The 18478-nt window shown below is 59.6% G+C and carries 21 protein-coding genes; 15 read left to right on the top strand and 6 right to left on the bottom strand.

The window, feature by feature from the left end; all coding sequences use genetic code 11:
* Positions 1-2: 2 nt before the first annotated feature.
* Complete coding sequence (locus QRN31_RS25205; RefSeq protein ID WP_285435246.1) at positions 3-488, bottom strand: hypothetical protein; 486 nt, start codon at positions 486-488, stop codon at positions 3-5.
* 151 nt (positions 489-639) lie between these two features.
* On the opposite strand from QRN31_RS25205, the gene dauA reads away from it, so the two are divergent.
* The gene (gene dauA, locus QRN31_RS25200) at positions 640-2361 is read left to right on the top strand and encodes a C4-dicarboxylic acid transporter DauA (RefSeq protein WP_285435244.1); all 1722 of its coding nucleotides are present in this window, start codon (positions 640-642) and stop codon (positions 2359-2361) included.
* A 9-nt stretch (positions 2362-2370) separates the two neighbouring features.
* Here the strand turns inward: dauA and QRN31_RS25195 are convergent, their stop codons facing one another.
* Both QRN31_RS25195 and QRN31_RS25190 read right to left on the bottom strand, forming a co-directional pair.
* Complete coding sequence (locus QRN31_RS25195; RefSeq protein WP_285435243.1) at positions 2371-2844, bottom strand: WbuC family cupin fold metalloprotein; 474 nt, start codon at positions 2842-2844, stop codon at positions 2371-2373.
* Between the two features lie 3 nt (positions 2845-2847).
* The gene (locus tag QRN31_RS25190; protein ID WP_090180149.1) at positions 2848-3405 is read right to left on the bottom strand and encodes a hypoxanthine-guanine phosphoribosyltransferase; all 558 of its coding nucleotides are present in this window, start codon (positions 3403-3405) and stop codon (positions 2848-2850) included.
* 174 nt (positions 3406-3579) lie between these two features.
* Between QRN31_RS25190 and upp the strand changes: the two genes are divergently transcribed.
* Both upp and QRN31_RS25180 read left to right on the top strand, forming a co-directional pair.
* Positions 3580-4218, top strand: coding sequence for a uracil phosphoribosyltransferase (upp, locus tag QRN31_RS25185; RefSeq protein ID WP_222588413.1), 639 nt, complete (start codon positions 3580-3582; stop codon positions 4216-4218).
* A gap of 2 nt (positions 4219-4220) precedes the next feature.
* Entirely contained in the window at positions 4221-5495 is a 1275-nt protein-coding gene (locus tag QRN31_RS25180; RefSeq protein ID WP_222588414.1) for a uracil-xanthine permease family protein, read from the top strand.
* Between the two features lie 110 nt (positions 5496-5605).
* Here the strand turns inward: QRN31_RS25180 and hemH are convergent, their stop codons facing one another.
* Entirely contained in the window at positions 5606-6631 is a 1026-nt protein-coding gene (hemH, locus tag QRN31_RS25175) for a ferrochelatase (RefSeq protein WP_285435239.1), read from the bottom strand.
* A 13-nt stretch (positions 6632-6644) separates the two neighbouring features.
* Positions 6645-7547: a TIGR01777 family oxidoreductase gene (locus QRN31_RS25170; RefSeq protein WP_285435238.1), complete on the bottom strand. Its 903-nt coding sequence runs from the start codon at positions 7545-7547 to the stop codon at positions 6645-6647.
* Between the two features lie 196 nt (positions 7548-7743).
* Between QRN31_RS25170 and QRN31_RS25165 the strand changes: the two genes are divergently transcribed.
* The 12 genes from QRN31_RS25165 to QRN31_RS25110 all read left to right on the top strand — a co-directional run bounded on the left by QRN31_RS25165 (position 7744) and on the right by QRN31_RS25110 (position 17817).
* Positions 7744-8730, top strand: coding sequence for an NAD(P)/FAD-dependent oxidoreductase (locus QRN31_RS25165; RefSeq protein ID WP_090180134.1), 987 nt, complete (start codon positions 7744-7746; stop codon positions 8728-8730).
* A complete protein-coding gene (locus tag QRN31_RS25160) occupies positions 8727-8942 on the top strand; it encodes a TIGR02450 family Trp-rich protein (protein WP_285435236.1) in 216 nt (71 codons plus the stop codon). Before QRN31_RS25165 ends, QRN31_RS25160 begins: the two co-directional genes overlap by 4 nt.
* 131 nt (positions 8943-9073) lie before the next feature.
* Positions 9074-10036 carry a YbgA family protein gene (locus QRN31_RS25155; RefSeq protein ID WP_285435234.1) on the top strand — a complete coding sequence of 321 codons (963 nt, stop codon included), beginning with the start codon at positions 9074-9076 and terminating at the stop codon, positions 10034-10036.
* A gap of 10 nt (positions 10037-10046) precedes the next feature.
* On the top strand, positions 10047-10988 hold the full coding sequence (locus tag QRN31_RS25150) for a MerR family transcriptional regulator (protein ID WP_285435232.1): 942 nt from the start codon (positions 10047-10049) through the stop codon (positions 10986-10988).
* Positions 10989-11009: 21 nt separating this feature from the next.
* The gene (phrB, locus tag QRN31_RS25145) at positions 11010-12455 is read left to right on the top strand and encodes a deoxyribodipyrimidine photo-lyase (RefSeq protein WP_285435331.1); all 1446 of its coding nucleotides are present in this window, start codon (positions 11010-11012) and stop codon (positions 12453-12455) included.
* Positions 12448-12870 (top strand): nuclear transport factor 2 family protein, encoded by a 423-nt coding sequence (locus QRN31_RS25140; protein WP_285435230.1) that lies wholly within the window; start codon positions 12448-12450, stop codon positions 12868-12870. The genes phrB and QRN31_RS25140 overlap by 8 nt, the downstream gene beginning before the upstream one ends.
* Positions 12867-13649, top strand: a complete 783-nt coding sequence (locus QRN31_RS25135) for an SDR family NAD(P)-dependent oxidoreductase (RefSeq protein ID WP_285435228.1) — start codon at positions 12867-12869, stop codon at positions 13647-13649. The genes QRN31_RS25140 and QRN31_RS25135 overlap by 4 nt, the downstream gene beginning before the upstream one ends.
* On the top strand, positions 13646-14893 hold the full coding sequence (locus tag QRN31_RS25130; protein WP_285435226.1) for an NAD(P)/FAD-dependent oxidoreductase: 1248 nt from the start codon (positions 13646-13648) through the stop codon (positions 14891-14893). The genes QRN31_RS25135 and QRN31_RS25130 overlap by 4 nt, the downstream gene beginning before the upstream one ends.
* Positions 14890-15705 carry a DUF1365 domain-containing protein gene (locus QRN31_RS25125; protein WP_285435224.1) on the top strand — a complete coding sequence of 272 codons (816 nt, stop codon included), beginning with the start codon at positions 14890-14892 and terminating at the stop codon, positions 15703-15705. The genes QRN31_RS25130 and QRN31_RS25125 overlap by 4 nt, the downstream gene beginning before the upstream one ends.
* Positions 15692-16963 (top strand): SAM-dependent methyltransferase, encoded by a 1272-nt coding sequence (locus tag QRN31_RS25120; RefSeq protein ID WP_285435223.1) that lies wholly within the window; start codon positions 15692-15694, stop codon positions 16961-16963. The genes QRN31_RS25125 and QRN31_RS25120 overlap by 14 nt, the downstream gene beginning before the upstream one ends.
* A complete protein-coding gene (locus QRN31_RS25115; RefSeq protein ID WP_285435222.1) occupies positions 16956-17459 on the top strand; it encodes a DUF2878 domain-containing protein in 504 nt (167 codons plus the stop codon). Before QRN31_RS25120 ends, QRN31_RS25115 begins: the two co-directional genes overlap by 8 nt.
* 52 nt (positions 17460-17511) lie before the next feature.
* Positions 17512-17817, top strand: a complete 306-nt coding sequence (locus QRN31_RS25110; RefSeq protein ID WP_208671463.1) for a YkgJ family cysteine cluster protein — start codon at positions 17512-17514, stop codon at positions 17815-17817.
* Between the two features lie 128 nt (positions 17818-17945).
* On the opposite strand, the gene QRN31_RS25105 is transcribed toward QRN31_RS25110, so the two are convergent.
* Positions 17946-18464: an acyloxyacyl hydrolase gene (locus QRN31_RS25105; RefSeq protein WP_285435221.1), complete on the bottom strand. Its 519-nt coding sequence runs from the start codon at positions 18462-18464 to the stop codon at positions 17946-17948.
* Between the last annotated feature and the right edge of the window lie 14 nt (positions 18465-18478).

The following is an 18478-nucleotide window of genomic DNA, read 5'->3' as shown; positions in this document are numbered from 1 at the left end:
GCTCAACGCGCACGAACACTGCCGGTGTGCAGATCCGCCCAGATATGGCCGTTGGCGTAACTGAGGAACTGGCAATACACCGTGTCATTGCGCAACAAGTCGAGCACCACCCGGTACTGCGCCATCGGGTAAAACAGCGTCAGGGTTTTGCTTTTATCGTCGAAGGCCGGCTTTTTCAGGCTTTTGCTTTCGCCATCGAAGTTGACCAGCACCTGATTGATCGTTGCGCCCTTGTTCAAGGACTTGCCCTTGAGGCGAATCGACACAGGGGACGTGACCGGGATCGGCTGTTGGTTGGACTGGCGTTGACTGCCCACCACTACCGAATAATCGGTGACCTGCAACAGTTGTTGCTGCTCAGGTTCGGCATCGCGCAGGGTCAGGTCGTCCGGGGGCAGAAATTGCGCATGCATCGGTGCCGGGGCGGCGGCCAGTGGCAGGCTGAGGGTCAGCAACAGGGCGGCGCAGCTGCGGATCAAAAGGCTCATGACGGGCTCCGAAGGCGAGGCCAAGCACTCTAGCATGAGGATCAACCGCGCGAATTGGCGATATAGGTCAATACTTCGCAGTACGAGGCTGGCGATGCTGGACGAGCTTTCAGCCGTCGTTCAACAGTGCATCGTCTTTTAGGGAGTGTTCATGACGTTCTCCGTCCCCCCGTTGTTCGCGGCCTGGCGTCAGACCTGGCGCGCCGGCTACACCCTCAGGCGCTTACGCGGCGACATCAGTGCCGGGGTGACGGTAGGGATTATCGCCATCCCGTTGGCCATGGCCCTGGCGATTGCCGTAGGTGTACCGCCCCAGCAAGGTTTGTATACGGTACTGATCGCTGCGCCCCTGATCGCCCTGACAGGCGGATCGCGTTTCAATGTCAGTGGGCCGACTGCCGCGTTCGTGGTCATTCTGCTACCCATCACCCAACAATATGGCCTCGGCGGCTTGCTGCTTTGCACCATGCTTGCCGGCGTCATCCTCATTGTCCTGGGGCTGATTCGAGCCGGGCGGTTGATTCAGTACATTCCGTACCCGGTCACTCTGGGCTTTACCGCCGGGATCGGCATTGTCATTGCCACCCTGCAATTGAAGGACTTGCTGGGCCTGAACACCGCCGGCCACGCAGAACACTACATCGAACAGCTGGGCGTTTTGATTCTGGCGTTACCCAGCGCCCGGCCAGGGGACGGGATCATCGGCCTCACATGCCTGGCCGTTCTGATTGTCTGGCCACGGTGGGTGCCGAGGATTCCGGGGCATCTGGTAGCGCTTACCATCGGCGCGCTCCTGGGGTTGGCGTTGGAGCACGAAGGGCTGGCGGTGGCGACATTGGGTGAGCGTTTCAGCTACATGGTCGAGGGCGTCAGCCATCCCGGCATTCCGCCGTTCCTGCCAAGCTTTGATTGGCCGTGGAATCTGCCCGGTCCCGACGGCCAACCTCTGCACCTGTCTTATGACTTGATCCGCCAATTAATGGCCCCGGCGTTCGCCATCGCCATGCTCGGCGCCATCGAATCCTTGTTATGTGCGGTGGTGGCGGATGGCATGACCGGCAGCAAACACGATCCCAACGCAGAACTGCTGGGCCAGGGCCTGGGCAACCTGATCGCACCGTTGTTCGGCGGCATTACCGCCACCGCAGCCATTGCCCGAAGTGCCACCAACGTGCGCAGCGGAGCCTTTTCGCCACTGGCCGCCATTATTCATAGCGCCGTGGTGCTGATGGCAATACTCGTCCTCGCACCGCTTTTCAGCTACTTGCCGATGGCTGCACTGGCAGCATTGCTGATCATGGTGGCGTGGAACATGAGCGAGGCCCGGCACGTGCTGCATACCCTGCGCATCGCGCCTCGCAGTGATGTGCTGGTCTTGTTGACCTGCCTGAGCCTGACGGTATTGTTCGACATGGTGATGGCCGTCGCCGTCGGCCTGCTGCTGGCCGCCGGGTTATTTATCAAACGCATGAGCGACCTCACCGACACCGCCGAACTGCCCCGCGCCTTCCATCAAGCCTTGCAGGACATGCCGGAACATGTTCGTTGCTATGCGATACGCGGGCCGCTGTTCTTCGGCGCTGCTGAAAAAGCCTTGGGAGTGCTACGCAAATTCAGTCCGGAGGTCAAAGTGGTGATCGTCGAGATGAGCGCCGTGCCGATGCTGGACATGACAGCGCTGGCGGCGTTCGACAATATCCTGAGGGATTACCGCACGGACGGCATCGGCCTGATTCTGGTGGCGACCACTCCAAGGGTTCGCTTGAAGCTCAGGCGCGCGGGCATCCATCGGGAACAGCGTCAGTTGGCCTACGTGAACAACCTGGAACAGGCTCGTCGCAAAAGCGAACGCTGGCTGGCCGAGGAAAATTGAGCGCACGGCTCAATCGAACTGCGCACGCATCCACGCCTGATATTCGGCCACACCAGGCTCACCTTCGCGCGGAGCCCAGTGCGCAAGCTCTCCCTCACCCACCGGGCGGTAAGGACCGGCCTTGCACTCGAACATCAGGCTGTCGGCTTCCAGTACCACCAGGCTATGGAACATACCGGTCGGCAGGTCCACACCCACACAATTGCCACCGGCCTGCAGGACTTGCTTGTTCAACACTACGCCGGTCTCGTCGAAGATCAGCACGCCCAGCCGTCCTTTGAGGACCAACAAGGTTTCGGCCTTGTTTTCACCCAAATGCCGATGAGGCGCGATATAGGTGTTCAGCTGTAAGCCTACCGCCATGCGATGGCAGGCGTCTTCCATCTGGTGGAAGTTGTGATGCTGACGCCCACGAGGATTGGCCGCGGCTTTCTCGGCCAATTCGGTGAACAGGGTTTGATCGAGAAAACGCGGCGTGGTCATTCCTTACATCCCTTTAACTGCGAAGATACCGTTAGCGTTACGCCAGTAGCCTTTGTAGTCCATACCGTAACCGAAGATATATCGGTCGATGCACGGCAGGCCGACGAAATCGGCTTTGAGGTCCGGGCGAGCCTTGCGGTCGTGGTCCTTGTCGATCAGCACGGCGGTGTGCACTTTGCGCGCGCCGGCGTGTTTGCAGAAATCGATGATCGCGCCCAGGGTGTGACCTTCGTCGAGGATGTCGTCGATGATCAGCACGTCACGGTCAATGAACGACACTTCCGGCTTGGCCTTCCAGAACAGGTCGCCGCCGCTGGTTTCGTTGCGATAGCGGGTAGCGTGCAGGTAGGACGCTTCCAGCGGGAATTGCAGATGGGTGAGCAATTTGCCAGCGAAAATCAGGCCACCGTTCATCACGCAGAACACCACCGGATTGCTGTCAGCCAGTTCTTCGTTAATGTGCGCACCGACGCGGGCGATGGCCGCCTCGACTTCAGCTTCGGTGTACAGGCAGTCAGCCTCTCGCATGATTTGACGGATATGCTCGAGATCAGCAGACATGGCGCTCTCCAGGGGGTGAGGGGCGGGACGGATTCAGGAAAAGCGGGCAAAGGTACGCATCAAGAGAGGCCAGATCAAGCGTTTGTGGACTAACGTACTGAATGTCTATAGGACAACACCCTCGGATAGATTAATCTAGGCCGGTTTTTTTGCCCGCCGCCGGAGCCTTTCCCCATGCCCATCCAAGAGATCCGCCATCCGCTGATCCGTCATAAACTAGGCCTGATGCGCCGTGCAGACATCAGCACCAAGAATTTCCGTGAGCTTGCTCAGGAAGTCGGCGCCCTGCTGACTTACGAAGCCACCAAAGACCTGCCGCTGGAAGCCTACGACATCGAAGGCTGGTGCGGCACCGTATCGGTCGAGAAAATCGCCGGCAAGAAAATTACCGTGGTGCCGATCCTGCGTGCCGGCATCGGCATGCTCGAAGGCGTACTGAGCCTGATCCCGGGCGCCAAAGTCAGCGCCGTGGGCGTGGCCCGCAACGAACAGACCCTGCAGGCCCACACCTACCTGGAAAAACTCGTCCCGGAAATCAACGAGCGCCTGGCAATGATCATCGACCCGATGCTCGCCACCGGCAGTTCCATGGTCGCCACCATCGACCTGCTGAAAAAGGCCGGTTGCCGCGACATTCGCGCCATGGTGCTGGTGGCCGCGCCGGAAGGCATCGCCGCCGTGGAGAAGGCTCACCCGGACGTGATGATCTACACCGCCTCCATCGATGAAAAACTCAACGAACACGGCTACATCATTCCAGGCTTGGGCGATGCCGGTGACAAGATCTTCGGTACCAAGCAGAAGGACGCTTGAGCATGCAGCAAGAGTTCAACGATCCGCTCTGGCGCACGGTGCTGTCTGGCGCACAGATGCTGTTCGTGGCCTTCGGCGCCCTGGTGTTGATGCCGCTGATTACCGGCCTGGATCCGAACGTGGCGCTGTTCACCGCAGGCCTGGGGACGATTCTGTTCCAGATCGTCACCGGGCGTCAGGTGCCGGTGTTCCTGGCGTCGAGCTTTGCCTTCATCACTCCGATCATTCTTGCCAAGGGCCAGTTCGGCCTCGCGGCGACGATGGGCGGTGTCATGGCGGCGGGTTTCGTCTACACCTTCCTCGGCCTGGCCGTGAAGATCAAAGGCACCGGTTTCATTGACCGCTTGTTGCCTCCGGTCGTGATCGGTCCGGTGATCATCTCCATCGGCCTGGCCATGGCACCCATCGCCGCCAACATGGCAATGGGCAAGGCCGGCGATGGCACCGAGCTGATTCACTACCAGACAGCGATGCTGATCTCGATGCCAGCGTTGCTGACCACCCTGATCGTTGCGGTGTTCGGCAAAGGCATCTTCCGCCTGGTGCCAATCATCTCCGGCGTGTTGGTGGGGTTTGGCATGGCGTTCTACTTCGGCGTGGTCGACACCGCGAAGATTGCCGCCGCACCGTGGTTCGCCATTCCGCACTTCACGGCGCCGGAGTTCAACTGGCAGGCGATTCTGTTCATCGTTCCGGTGGCACTGGCTCCAGCCATCGAACACATCGGTGGCGTGATCGCCGTCGGTAGCGTGACCGGCCGCGATTACCTGAAGAAACCCGGCCTGCACCGCACGCTGCTCGGCGATGGCATTGCCACCACCGCGGCGGGCTTGTTCGGCGGCCCACCCAACACTACGTACGCCGAAGTGACGGGCGCGGTGATGCTGACCAAAAATTACAACCCGAAAATCATGACCTGGGCGGCGATCTTTGCCATCAGCCTGGCGTTTATCGGCAAGTTCGGCGCGCTGCTGCAAAGCATTCCGGTGCCGGTGATGGGCGGGATTCTGTGCCTGCTGTTCGGTTCGATCGCCGCAGTGGGGATGAACACCCTGATTCGCCACAAGATCGACTTGGGCGAAGCGCGCAATCTGGTGATTGTGTCGGTGACCCTGGTGTTCGGCATTGGCGGTGTGCTGGTCGGCACCGGAACTGGCCCCGACGACTTCGGCCTAAAAGGCATCGCGCTGTGCGCGGTGGTGGCGATTGCGCTGAACCTGCTGCTGCCAGGCAATGACAGCTGGAAGCACAAGAAGGCGAACGAGACTTTGCTCTGAGTGAACTGATCGTTCCCACGCTCTGCGTGGGAATGCCTCTAGGGACGCTCCGCGTCCAGTGAAGCGGAGCGTCACGGGCTGCATTCCCACGCAGAGCGTGGGAACGATCATCAAAGCGCCAACGGCGCTCGTTCGCACAAGGCGTTCAATGCCCGCGCCCACTGCGGATCGTCGTTGAGGCAGGGCACCAGCACCAACTCCTCTCCCCCCGCTTCGCGAAATAATTCCCGCCCGCGATCACCAATCTCTTCCAGCGTCTCGATGCAATCGGCAACGAACGCCGGGCACATCACCAAGACTTTTTTCACGCCCATTCCAGCCAATTCATCGAGGCGTGCTTCGGTATAGGGTTCGATCCATTTCGCACGGCCCAGACGCGACTGGAAAGACACCGACCACTTTCCCTTCGACAGCCCCAGGCGTTTGGCAAACTCCGACGCCGTGCGCAAGCACTGCGCGCGATAGCAAGTGGCCAATGACTGCGGCGAAGCGTTCTTGCAGCATTCCTCGTTCTTGAAGCAATGCTTGCCCGTCGGATCCAGCTTGGTCAGGTGCCGCTCCGGCAGCCCGTGAAAACTCAGCAGCAGGTGATCGTAGTCCTGCTCCAGATAGGGCTTGGCACTGGCCACCAATGCGTCGAGGTATTCCGGCTGATCATAGAACGGCTGGAGAATCGAGAACTGCACGTCGAGAGAATGCTCGCGCACCACCCGCTTGGCTTCCTCGATCACCGTGGTCACGGTGCTGTCGGCGAACTGTGGATAAAGCGGCGCGAGGGTGATTCTTTTGTGGCCCTGGGCCGCCAGTTGCAGCAGTTTCGACTCGATCGACGGTTCGCCGTAACGCATTGCCAGCTCCACCGGCCCGTGGCTCCACTGGGCAGTCATCGCCTGTTGCAGGCGGCGGCTGAGCACCACCAGTGGCGAGCCCTCCTCCCACCAGATCGAGGCATAGGCGTGGGCCGACTGTTCCGGACGCTTGATCAGGATCAGCGACACCAGTAGACGGCGCACCGGCCATGGCAGGTCGATCACATACGGGTCCATCAGAAATTGGTTGAGGTAACTGCGTACGTCCGCCACCGACGTGGAAGCAGGTGAACCCAGGTTGACCAGAAGCAATGCGTGATCGGTCATGCAACGTCCTATTTCAAAGGCGGCTGGACAGATCGTCCAGGGCCGCGCGCAAATCAGTGAACTGGAAAGTGAATCCCGCTTCCAGCAAGCGCACCGGCAAGGCTTTCTGCCCTCCCAGCAACAGCAGTGACAATTCGCCCAGGCACACTTTCAAAGCCAGGGCCGGCATCGGCATGAACGCCGGGCGGTGCAGCACGCTGCCCAGTGTCTTGGCGAACTCGCTGTTGCGCACCGGTTTAGGCGCGCAAGCATTATATGGACCGCTGGCGTCATTGCGATGCAGAAGAAAATCAATCAGGGCGATTTGATCGTCGATATGAATCCATGGCATCCATTGCCGACCACTGCCCAGAGGCCCGCCCAGCCCCAGCTTGAACGGCAGCAACAGGCGCGACAAAAAGCCGCCCTCGGCAGACAGCACCAACCCGGTTCGAATCAGCACCACGCGAACGCCCAGGGCTTCGGCGCGCTGGGCAGTTTCTTCCCAGGCAATGCACAACTGACTGGCGAAATCATCGATGACCGGCGCAGACACTTCCGTCAGCTCCCGCTCGCCACCGTCGCCATACCAGCCAATTGCGGAACCGGAGATCAATACCTGCGGTTTTTGCTCACGGGTTTCGAGCCAGGCCAGCAAGGTTTCGGTCAGGGTGATGCGACTGCTCCAGAGCAAGGCTTTGCGTCTGGACGTCCATGGCCGGTCGGCGATGGGCGCGCCCGCCAGGTTGATAATCGCGTCCACGGGCTCTTGCCCCAGCTCCTGGAGCTGCGTGATACCTCGCACCTGGGCACCGCAAATTTTCGCGACTTTGGCAGGTGTACGACTCACGACAGTCAGACGATGCCCCTGACTCAACCAGTGTCGGCAGAGTTGACGTCCTATCAAACCAGTACCGCCGGTCAGCAATATGTGCATGACTTCTTCCTCGCGTGGCGTTTTACCCTGATCACTAGTCTATTTTTATAAGCAGGGATCTTTGGTATCGGGCAGGCTCTGTGTTTAACAATAGGCCAAGCTGTCAGATCGAGAACGCTAAAAGTTATACCAGAAAACAATATTGTACAGGTTTAAACCAAAGCGTAGTCTGTACAGAAAGGTAAACGAGGCCCCTATGACTGTACCTATCGCAATCATCGGCACCGGCATCGCCGGGCTCTCAGCCGCTCAAGCCCTGACAGACGTCGGGCATGTCGTTCAACTTTTCGATAAAAGCCGCGGCAGTGGCGGACGCATGTCGAGCAAGCGCAGTGATGCGGGTGCTCTGGACATGGGCGCCCAGTATTTCACTGCCCGCGACCGTCGCTTCGTCACCGAGGTCCAGCGCTGGCAAGCCAAAGGCTGGGTCGCCGAATGGACGCCGCAGCTTTACACCTTCCATGGCGGCCAGCTCAATCTGTCGCCCGATGAACAGACCCGCTGGGTCGGCACACCCCGCATGAGCGCCATCACGCGCGGCTTGCTCGGCGACCTGGAAGTGCATTTCGCTTGCCGGATCACTGAGGTCTATCGCGGTGAAGAACACTGGCATCTGCAAGACGCCGAAGGCTTCACGCATGGTCCGTTCAGCCACGTGATCATCGCAACGCCAGCCCCTCAGGCCACAGCTTTGCTGGCTGCCGCCTCGAAACTGGCAGGCGCCGCCGCCGGGGTCAAAATGGAACCGACCTGGGCGGTCGCGCTGGCGTTCGATACGCCGCTGGACACCCCCATGGAAGGTTGCTTCGTGCAGGACAGCCCACTGGACTGGCTGGCTCGCAACCGCAGCAAGCCGGGACGCGACAACACCATGGACACTTGGGTGCTGCACGCCACAAGCGCCTGGAGCCGGCAACACATCGACCTGTCCAAGGAAGCGGTGATCGAGCAATTGCACGGCGCGTTCGCCGAACTGTTGCACGATTCCATGCCCGCCCCGACCTTCAGCCTGGCCCACCGCTGGCTCTACGCCCGCCCCGCCAGCAGTCATGAATGGGGCGCACTGGCGGACGCCGATCTGGGCTTGTACGTGTGTGGCGACTGGTGCTTGTCCGGGCGTGTCGAAGGCGCCTGGCTCAGCGGTCAGGAAGCCGCTCGCCGCTTGCATGAACACTTGCAATGAACCGCATTAACCCCAGCAAATTGCTGCTGTCGAAATGGACAGCAGCCCACCCGCAAAAGCGCGAAAAACACTTTCTGGTGACCGAGCTGTTCCGCGATGAGGCGGGCACTGTGCTGACCGTCGAGTTGCAGGCAGTGTTGACCCAACGCAATCAGCGACTCGAATGGCAAGCCCTCAAAGACAGCGACACCTGGTTGTCGGGCTGGAAATAGCGCCCACGCCGGAAATGCCCCTCCGCGAAAAACTTATACAAACAATTTGACTTGTACACCTTTGAACCTATGATGAAGTCATGTTGTACAGAGCCATCACTTTGTACAGGTTTAGATTCGAGGTGTTTCCAATGTGCGAACAGCCAGCGACCAAACCGAAAATCGCCATCAGCGCCTGCTTGATGGGGGCTGAGGTGCGCTTCAATGGTGGGCACAAGGAATCACGGTTGTGCAGCCGAACCCTGACTGACTATTTCGAGTTTGTTCCAGTGTGCCCCGAAGTCGCCATTGGCCTTGGCATACCGCGCGAACCGATTCGGTTGGTCGGCAATGGTGACCATCCCGAGGCGGTCGGCACCGTCAATCCCCAGATCAACGTTACCCGACCGCTCGCCGAGTACGGACAGAAAATGGCCGCGGAACTGGACGATATCTGCGGCTACATCTTCATGCAGAAATCCCCGTCCTGCGGCCTCGATCGGGTCAAGGTCTATCACCCTAACGGTTCTCCGGTGGACGGGGGTGGACGCGGCATTTACGCCCAGGCGTTCTGCACGCTGCACCCCGACTTGCCGGTGGAAGAAGACGGTCGGCTCAACGACCCGGTATTGCGCGAAAACTTTCTCACCCGGGTGTTCGCCTACAGTGCCTGGCAGCAACTGTTGCAGGAAGGCCTGACCCGCCGTGGCCTGACCGACTTTCACTCGCGTTACAAATACCTGTTGATGGCCCACAACCCGGTGCAATACAAAACCCTGGGTAATCTGCTGGGCAACATGGGGCAGACCGATCCGCAGGAACTGGGCCCGCGCTATTTCAGCGAGTTGATGGCGGCATTGAAAAAATGCGCCACACGCCGCACCCACACCAACGTCCTGCAACACATCAGTGGCTATCTCAAACAAGCCATCAGCCCTGAAGACAAACAGGAAATGCAGCACGTCATTGGCCAGTATCGCCACGGCATCGTTCCGCTGGTGGTGCCACTGACTCTGCTCAAACATTTCTTTCGCCAACACCCGGATCCGTACATTGCGCAGCAGGTTTACCTGCAGCCGCACCCGGAAAACCTCAGCCTGCGAAACGCAATTTAATGGCAATGTCATGAAAAGCCCCCTCGACAGCAGCGCCATCGAAGACCTGGGCGCCGACTTCAAGAAAGCCCTGGACGAAGGCTGGCTGCCGATACGTGAAGTAGCGCGCCAAACCGGAGTCAACGCCGTGACACTGCGAGCCTGGGAGCGGCGTTATGGCCTGATCGTGCCCCAGCGCACGCCCAAGGGTCATCGCCTGTTTTCTGCCGAACACGTGCAACGGATTTTGACGATTCTGACCTGGCTCAATCGCGGTGTCGCCGTCAGCCAGGTCAAGCAACTGCTCGATACGCCCCAGGCCTTTTCCGAAGTCGTCGAGAACGACTGGCAGGTGCTCTGCCAGACGTTGCTGCAGGCCGTCACACACCTCAACGAACGCACCCTGGATGACACCGTCAACCAGGCCATGGCGCTGTATCCGCCCCGCACATTGTGCGAACAACTGCTGATGCCATTACTGGCAGAACTGGAACAACGCTGGCAGGGCCAGTTCGGCGCGCAGATGGAACGCGTGTTTTTCTATTCCTGGCTGCGCAGCAAATTCGGTGCGCGCATCTACCATAACAATCGCCAGTTGCGCACTGCGCCGCTGCTGTTGATCAATCAATCGGACCTGCCACTGGAACCTCACCTGTGGCTCACCGCCTGGCTGGTCAGCAGCGCCGATTGCCCAGTGGAAGTCTTCGACTGGCCACTGCCGGCGGGTGAACTCGCCTTGGCGGTCGATCACCTGCAAGCACGCGGCGTACTGCTGTATTCCAGCAAAGCCATGAATCTTGCGCAGCTGCCGAAACTATTGAACGGCATCAGTTGCCCAAAAATGATTGCCGGACCAACGGTATGCATCCACCTCGCCGAGTTGTCCGTAAAAACCAGTGAGATCGCTGATTTGTTCTTGGCCGAAGACCCGTTATCGGCCCAACAGGACCTGGTTCAGCGAGGACTTATTTAAATGAAACGTGCGGACACCACCATGCAATTGATCTGGCTGCGCAGCGACTTGCGCCTGCATGACAACACCGCCCTGTCGGCGGCCGCCGAGCGCGGCCCGACAGTGGCGGTTTACCTGTTGAGCCCCGAGCAATGGCTGGAGCACGATGACGCGCCGTGCAAAGTGGATTTCTGGCTACGCAACCTCAGTGAGCTTAGCCGCGAGTTGGCCGAGCTGAACATCCCCTTGCTGATCCGCGAGGCGTCGCGCTGGGATGATGCTCCCAAAGTGCTGCTCGATCTGTGTCGGCAATTGAAGATCGACGCGGTGCACGTCAACGAGGAATACGGCATTCATGAGAGCCGTCGTGACACGGCCGTGGCTGAAACGCTGAAAGCCAACGGCATCGACTTCTCTAGTTACCTCGATCAATTGCTGTTCAAGCCGGGCACTGTGCTGACCAAGACCGGTACGTATTTCCAGGTGTTCAGCCAGTTCCGCAAGGTCTGTTACGAGCGCCTCCACCGTTCGCTCCCCCGGTTGGTTGCAGCCCCCGCTGCGCAGACGCCGCTGGCGATCAGCAGCGACCTGATCCCGTCAAACGTTCCCGGTTTCGAAACCCCGGGCGACAGCTTGCGCGCGCTCTGGCCGGCCGGTGAACGCGAGGCCTGCCGGCGCCTCGACTCCTTCGCCGATGCCCAGATCGACTATTACAAGAACGAGCGCGACTTCCCGGCCAAACCCGGCACCAGTCAACTCTCGGCGTATCTCGCCGCCGGCGTGATTTCCCCTCGCCAGTGTTTGCACGCCGCACTGCACAGCAATCAGGGCGAGTTCGAAAGCGGCAAGGTCGGCGCGGTCACCTGGATCAATGAACTGTTGTGGCGTGAGTTCTATAAACACATTCTGGTGGGCTACCCACGTGTTTCGCGTCACCGCGCCTTCCGCCCTGAAACCGAAGCGTTGGCCTGGCGCGATGCCCCAGAGGAACTGGCCGCCTGGCAAGAAGCCCGCACCGGCCTGCCGATCATCGACGCCGCCATGCGCCAACTGCTCGAGACCGGCTGGATGCACAATCGCTTGCGCATGGTAGTGGCGATGTTCCTGACCAAGAACCTGCTGATCGACTGGCGTGAGGGCGAACGTTTTTTCATGCGCCACTTGATCGACGGCGACCTGGCGGCGAACAACGGTGGCTGGCAGTGGAGTGCTTCGACAGGGACTGACTCAGCGCCCTATTTCCGTATTTTCAATCCGCTGAGCCAGTCGGAGAAGTTCGACGCCGAAGGCGTGTTCATCAAGCACTGGCTTCCAGAACTGGCCGGTCTGAACAAAAAAGAAGTGCACAACCCGGCGAACCTTGGCGGCCTGTTCGGCGTGGCAGATTATCCATCACCGATCGTCAACCTCAGCACTTCACGCCAGCGGGCCTTGGCCGCGTTCAAAAACCTGCCATCACGACAAGACGCAGGAGGGGCTCATGAGTGATTTCCTGCGGCGTTTTGCCCAGCTCTTCGTGCAGTTGAACAAAGACAATTTGCAGCGTCTGGGTGAGCTTTACACCGACGACGTGCGCTTCACCGATCCTCTGCACGAAGTGCAAGGTCTCGGACAACTGAGCCACTACTTCGGCGAGCTCTACGCCAACGTCAGCGACCTGCGTTTCGACTTTCACGGCTTTGACCAGATTGGCGATGGCGAGGGTTACTTGCGCTGGATCATGAGCTACCGTCATCCACGCCTGGGGGGCGGCCGGCTGATTCGCGTCGAAGGATGCTCGCACCTGCGCTGGCGCGACAAGGTTTATTGCCAACGGGATTATTTCGATGCCGGGGCACTGCTTTACGAACATTTACCCGTATTGGGTCGGGCGATTGCCTGGCTGAAAAGGAGAATGGGATGAATCTTGTACCTCCACGGCGGTACTGGCTGACCGGAGCCAGCAGTGGCATCGGCGCCTCGCTGGCCGAAGAAATTCTGAAGACCGGCGCTCATCTGGCCGTGAGTTCGCGCACTACAGCGGTATTGAAAGTTCTGTCCCAGCGCTATCCCGGGCAAGTGCTGGTGGTACCGGGAGACCTGACCAACAGCCAGGAAGTACGCGAGATCGGTGAGCAAATTGCCCGGCAATGGGGCTCTCTGGACACCGTCATTCTCAACGCTGGCACCTGCGAATACGTCGACGTTCAGCAGTTCGATTCGTCGATTGTCGAGCACGTGGTGCGCACCAACCTGCTGGCGAGCGCCTATTGCATCGAGGCCGCGTTGCCGCTGCTACGCAAGGGCACGGCGGCGCATCTCGTCGGTATGGCTAGTTCGGTGACGTACCTGCCGCTTCCGCGGGCCGAAGCCTATGGCGCATCGAAGGCCGGGTTGCGTTACCTGTTCGAATCCCTGCGCATTGATCTTGCGCCCGAAGGCATCGATGTCACGGTGGTCAGCCCGGGGTTTGTCGAAACGCCGCTGACCGCGAAAAACGACTTCCCGATGCCGCTCAGTTGGCCGGTCGCCAAAGCCGCCCGGCACATCTTCGCCAAACTCAAACACCACCCACTGGAAATCGCCTTTCCGGGGCTGTTCATGGCGGTTCTCTGGCCACTGTCGAAAATGCCCAACCGCGTCAAACTGGCAATCGGCAAGCGTATGGTGCGCAGACCTCCACCGATGCAGGATGTGCCATGAACATCGCCATTATCGGCAGTGGCATCTCGGGGCTGACCAGCGCCTACCTGCTCAATCGCAGTCACGAGATCACCCTCTTCGAGGCCAGCGACAGGATCGGTGGGCACACGCACACCGAGGACGTGAGCGTCGATGGCCAGCGCCACGCCGTGGACATGGGTTTCATCGTCTTCAACGACTGGACCTACCCCAATTTCATTCGCCTGCTGGGTCAGATCGGGGTGGCGTTCAAGCCGACGCAAATGAGCTTTTCGGTCACGGACCCGGACTCAGGCCTGGAGTACAACGGCAATACCCTCAACAGCCTGTTCGCCCAACGTCGAAACCTGTTGTCGCCAGGGTTCTGGGGCATGCTGCGCGACATCCTGCGCTTCAACAAACAAGCCCGGCGCGACCTGGATGAAGGCCGCATCGCTGCCGACATCACGCTGGACCAATACCTGAAAACCAACGGCTACGGCGAGCGATTCATCCTGCATTACATCGTGCCGATGGGGGCCGCGATCTGGTCGATGTCCATGGCCGACATGCTGGGGTTCCCGCTGCAATTCTTTATCAGGTTCTTCAAGAACCACGGCCTGCTGTCCGTCAATAATCGCCCGCAATGGCAGGTAATTGAAGGTGGTTCCAGTGCTTACATCAAGCCATTGACGGCGAGCTTCAAAGACAACATCCGCCTCAACTGCCCAGTGACCCGGGTCGAGCGCGACGAAGCAGGTGTAATCATCCACAGCGCCGCCGGCAGCGAGCGATTCGACAAAGTGGTCTTTGCGTGCCACAGCGATCAAGCCCTGAAGTTGCTGGCCAAGCCCAGCGATGCCGAAAGCTCCATTCTCGGTGCCCTGCCCTACGCCGACAACGAAGTGGTGCTGCACACCGACACAGGCCTGTTGCCCGTGCGAAAACTGGCCTGGGCCAGCTGGAATTATCGACTCGGCGGTCCCGGCCACATACGGACTGCGGTCACCTATGACATGAACATTTTGCAGGGCATCCAGAGCGATACCACGTTCTGCGTCAGCCTCAATCAGAGCGCCGGCATCAGCCCGGGCAAAGTGCTCGCCAAAACCACCTTCGCCCATCCGCAATACAGCCTGGCTGCCGTCACCGCGCAAAACCGCTGGGAAGAACTGGATGGCGCGCAACACACTTGGTATTGCGGCGCCTATTGGGCCAGCGGCTTTCATGAAGACGGCGTGGTCAGCGCCTTGCGCGTGGCGCGCTCGTTTGGAGAGGTGTTGTGAACAGCGCCCTCTATAGCGGCTGGATCGCCCATCGGCGATTCGTCCCCAAGCCTCATGCATTCCGTTACCGGATCGGCCTGCTGTACCTGGACCTCAGCGAGCAAGACGCCGTGCTCGGCCTGTCCCCGCTCTCGGGGCGCAGTCGCTTTGCGCCGTTTTCATTTCGCCAGAGCGATTATCTGAAAACCTATACCGGCAGCGGCACGCCTCTGATTGATGCGGTGCGAACCCTTGTCAGCCAAGCCATTGGCCACGCGCCACAAGGTTCGATCTGTCTGCTGACCCAGCCACGCAGTTGGGGCCTGTCGTTCAACCCGGTGAGTTTTTTCTACTGCCATGAAGCAGACGGGCAACTGGCGGCAATTCTCTGTGAAGTCACTAACACCCCGTGGCGCGAGCGATATCACTATGTCCTGCCAGCCAAAGCCCCGGAGGACCTTGGCGATTTCCATCAGCATTTCGCCGTGGCGAAGGCATTTCACGTGTCGCCGTTTTTGCCTCCGGATCTGGAATACCGAATGAGCTTCAGCCCGGCCGCGCAAAAGCTTGGCGTGCACATGGCGGACTGGCAGGGCGAACTGAAAGTGTTCGACGCCACGCTCAACCTCAAACGCGAAACGCTGGATCGCCGCAGCCTGCACCGTTACCTGTGGCGTTTTCCCTGGATGACAGCGAAAACCTGTCTGGCGATCTACTGGCAGGCCCTGCGCTTGCTGCTCAAGCGTATGCCGATCTTTGCTCATCAGGCTGCCGATGGCAGCTTTAAAACCGCCCTGATTCCGCCCAAGGATCGCCGTCATGAAATCCTCTAGTGCTTCGGCCAAATTCAATCTGCTCAGCACCCACGGCCTGACCGGATCGTTACTGCGCCGCGGTGTGTTGCGGCAACTGGCGCATCTGCAACACGGGCAACTGGTGGTCATCGAGGACGGCGACAGGCAGGTCTTCGGTAACGCGGGCAGTCATTTGCTGGGGGAAATCCATATTCTCGACGCGGCTGCGTGGGGACTGGTAGCCAGCAATGGATCGATCGGCGCCGGCGAAGCGTTTATCCACGGCTACTGGACTTCGCCGGACCTGACCGCTGTGGTGCGTGTTTTTGTCAGCAACCTTGAGGTGCTCGATGCGCTGGAAGGTGGCTTGGCAAAGCTTGGCCGGCCGTTCGTTCAAGGCCTGCACTGGCTCAATCGCAACACCCGCGAGGGCTCGCAGAAAAACATCGCGGCGCACTACGACCTGGGCAACGACCTGTTTGAGCAGTTTCTCGACCCGACCATGATGTATTCAGCCGCGCAGTTCCTCACGGACGAAGACACCCTGGAGCAGGCCCAACTGAACAAACTGGAACGGATCTGCCAAAAACTCGCGCTGAAACCGAGCGACCACTTGCTGGAAATCGGCACCGGATGGGGCAGCATGGCGCTCTATGCGGCACAGCAATACGGCTGCAAGGTCACCACCACCACGCTTTCAAAAGAGCAGTACGCGTATACCGCACAACGAATCGAATCCCTTGGCCTGCAAGACCAGGTCACGCTACTGCTCAAGGATTACCGCGACCTCACCGGGCAGTACGACAAACTGGTGTCGATCGAAATGATTGAGGCGGTGGGGCATCGCTTCTTGCCGGTGTATTTCAAGCAATGCGCGCACCTGCTCAAAAGTAACGGCTTGATGCTCCTGCAGGCGATCACTATCCGCGAACAACGGTACGAGCAGGCCAAAGGCAGCGTCGACTTCATTCAGCGTTACATCTTTCCCGGCGGCGCCCTGCCCTGTGTGCAGAAGATGCTGGAAGTCATCAGTCGCGACACCGACATGAACCTGTTGCACATGGAAGATTTCGGCCTGCACTACGCACGAACCCTGCGCCTGTGGCACGAGAATTTTCGCCGCGCCCACGGTCGCCTGAGTGAATTGGGCTACGACGAGGCGTTCTTGCGGCTGTGGGAATTTTACCTGTGCTACTGCGAAGGGGGATTTCTGGAGCGCACCATTGGCACCGCGCAACTGTTGTTGGCTAAACCGTCGGCGATGCCGGCGCCACTGCTGGGCCGCTTTGATGCTTGAACGCCTCGCCAATGCCCTGTTGTTTCAGCTTGGCTGGTTTGCCTGCGTGCTCGGAGGTGACAGTCTGTGGTTGTTGGTGGCGCTCACGGCGCTGGTGATTCATCTGCTGTGGATAAGTCGTTGGGCCGATGAAGGCCGATTGATCCTCAGCATTGTGCTGCTGGGCACCACCGTCGACAGTTCACTGCGCTGGCTGGGCGTGTTCGAGTTCAAACAGATCGCGCCCTTGATTCCGCTTTGGCTGATGCTGTTGTGGGCATTACTGGCAACCACGCTGCGTCATTGCCTGCAATGGAGCGCTAATCCATGGTGGCTCGCCAGCTTGCTGGGCGCCGTGGGTGGGCCGTTGTCGTATTACGCCGGCGGACAACTGGCTGGCGTGCAGTTCCCCTACGGTGAGGTGCCAACGCTGCTGGGCATTGCAGTGCTCTGGGCAGGACTATTTCCCACCTTGCACTTCATGGCCCAGCGGCTGGCGTCAGACACGCGCAGCTAGCGTCCGTCAGGCCTTTCACACAGCATCGCCCCACTGCCTTACACTGCGCGCCATGAAAACCATTCCCCACACGCAAATCGCCGAATCGGCCGTCACGTGCTCGACCTGCGCGGCATGCTGCTGCCAGCTCGAAGTGATGCTGATCACGGACACAGGCGTGCCTGAACGTTTTATCGATACCGATGATTGGGGTGGGGAAGTCATGCTGCGGCTGGATGACGGCTGGTGTGCGGCGCTGGACCGCAACAGCATGATGTGCACCATCTACGAAAAACGCCCGCTGATCTGCCGGGAATTCGAGATGGGCGCGCCGGAATGCATCGAAGAACGCCAAGGGATCACCACGGCGTATCGCTAGACTCGAATTCACTTAAGACCAATGTGGGAGCGAGCCTGCTCGCGATGGCTGCTCACCAGCCAACATTCGTGTCGAATGTTAAACCGCAATCGCGAGCAGGCTCGCTCCCACCTTTAATGCATCGAGTCTTACAACGGCATCGTGTAGTGCAATGCATAACTCTCTACACCGTCGTTCCAGCTACTCAGCCCGGCGTTGGAATAGTGCGTCGCACGAATCCCGACTTCATGTCCGCCCGCGAAGCGCACGCCAAACCCTATCCGGTCTTCAAACTGGAAGGACTCGCCCATTCTGCTGTCATCAAGTTTGGTATGGGAGAAAAATGCGACACCAACCCCCGCCTCGACATAAGGTTTGACGGTCTGGCCGGCAAACTCATAAACGAACACCGGAGAGAAAGACAAGCTGTTGTTGTTGGAGGTCTTGTCGGCTTCCCAATAGGTGTAGGCACCACTCCAGTAACCGGTCAGACGACCGACGTCACTTTGCAACCAACTCTTGTCCCAGTCGAACTGCATGCCCAGTCGATAGGTCATGGTTGAATTACCGGTCTCGCCGACCCCGAACTCCACGCCTGCCGCCTGCGCGGTAATGCTTTGCCCCATCAGTGCGGCCGCAATCGCAGCCAAGCAGAATAGTCGCTTCACTAGAAACATCCTTT

The organism is Pseudomonas sp. fls2-241-R2A-110, from assembly GCF_030209165.1.
Taxonomy (GTDB): domain Bacteria; phylum Pseudomonadota; class Gammaproteobacteria; order Pseudomonadales; family Pseudomonadaceae; genus Aquipseudomonas.
Note: the sequence above shows the minus strand (reverse complement) of the source record. Positions and strands in the feature narration are given on the sequence as shown.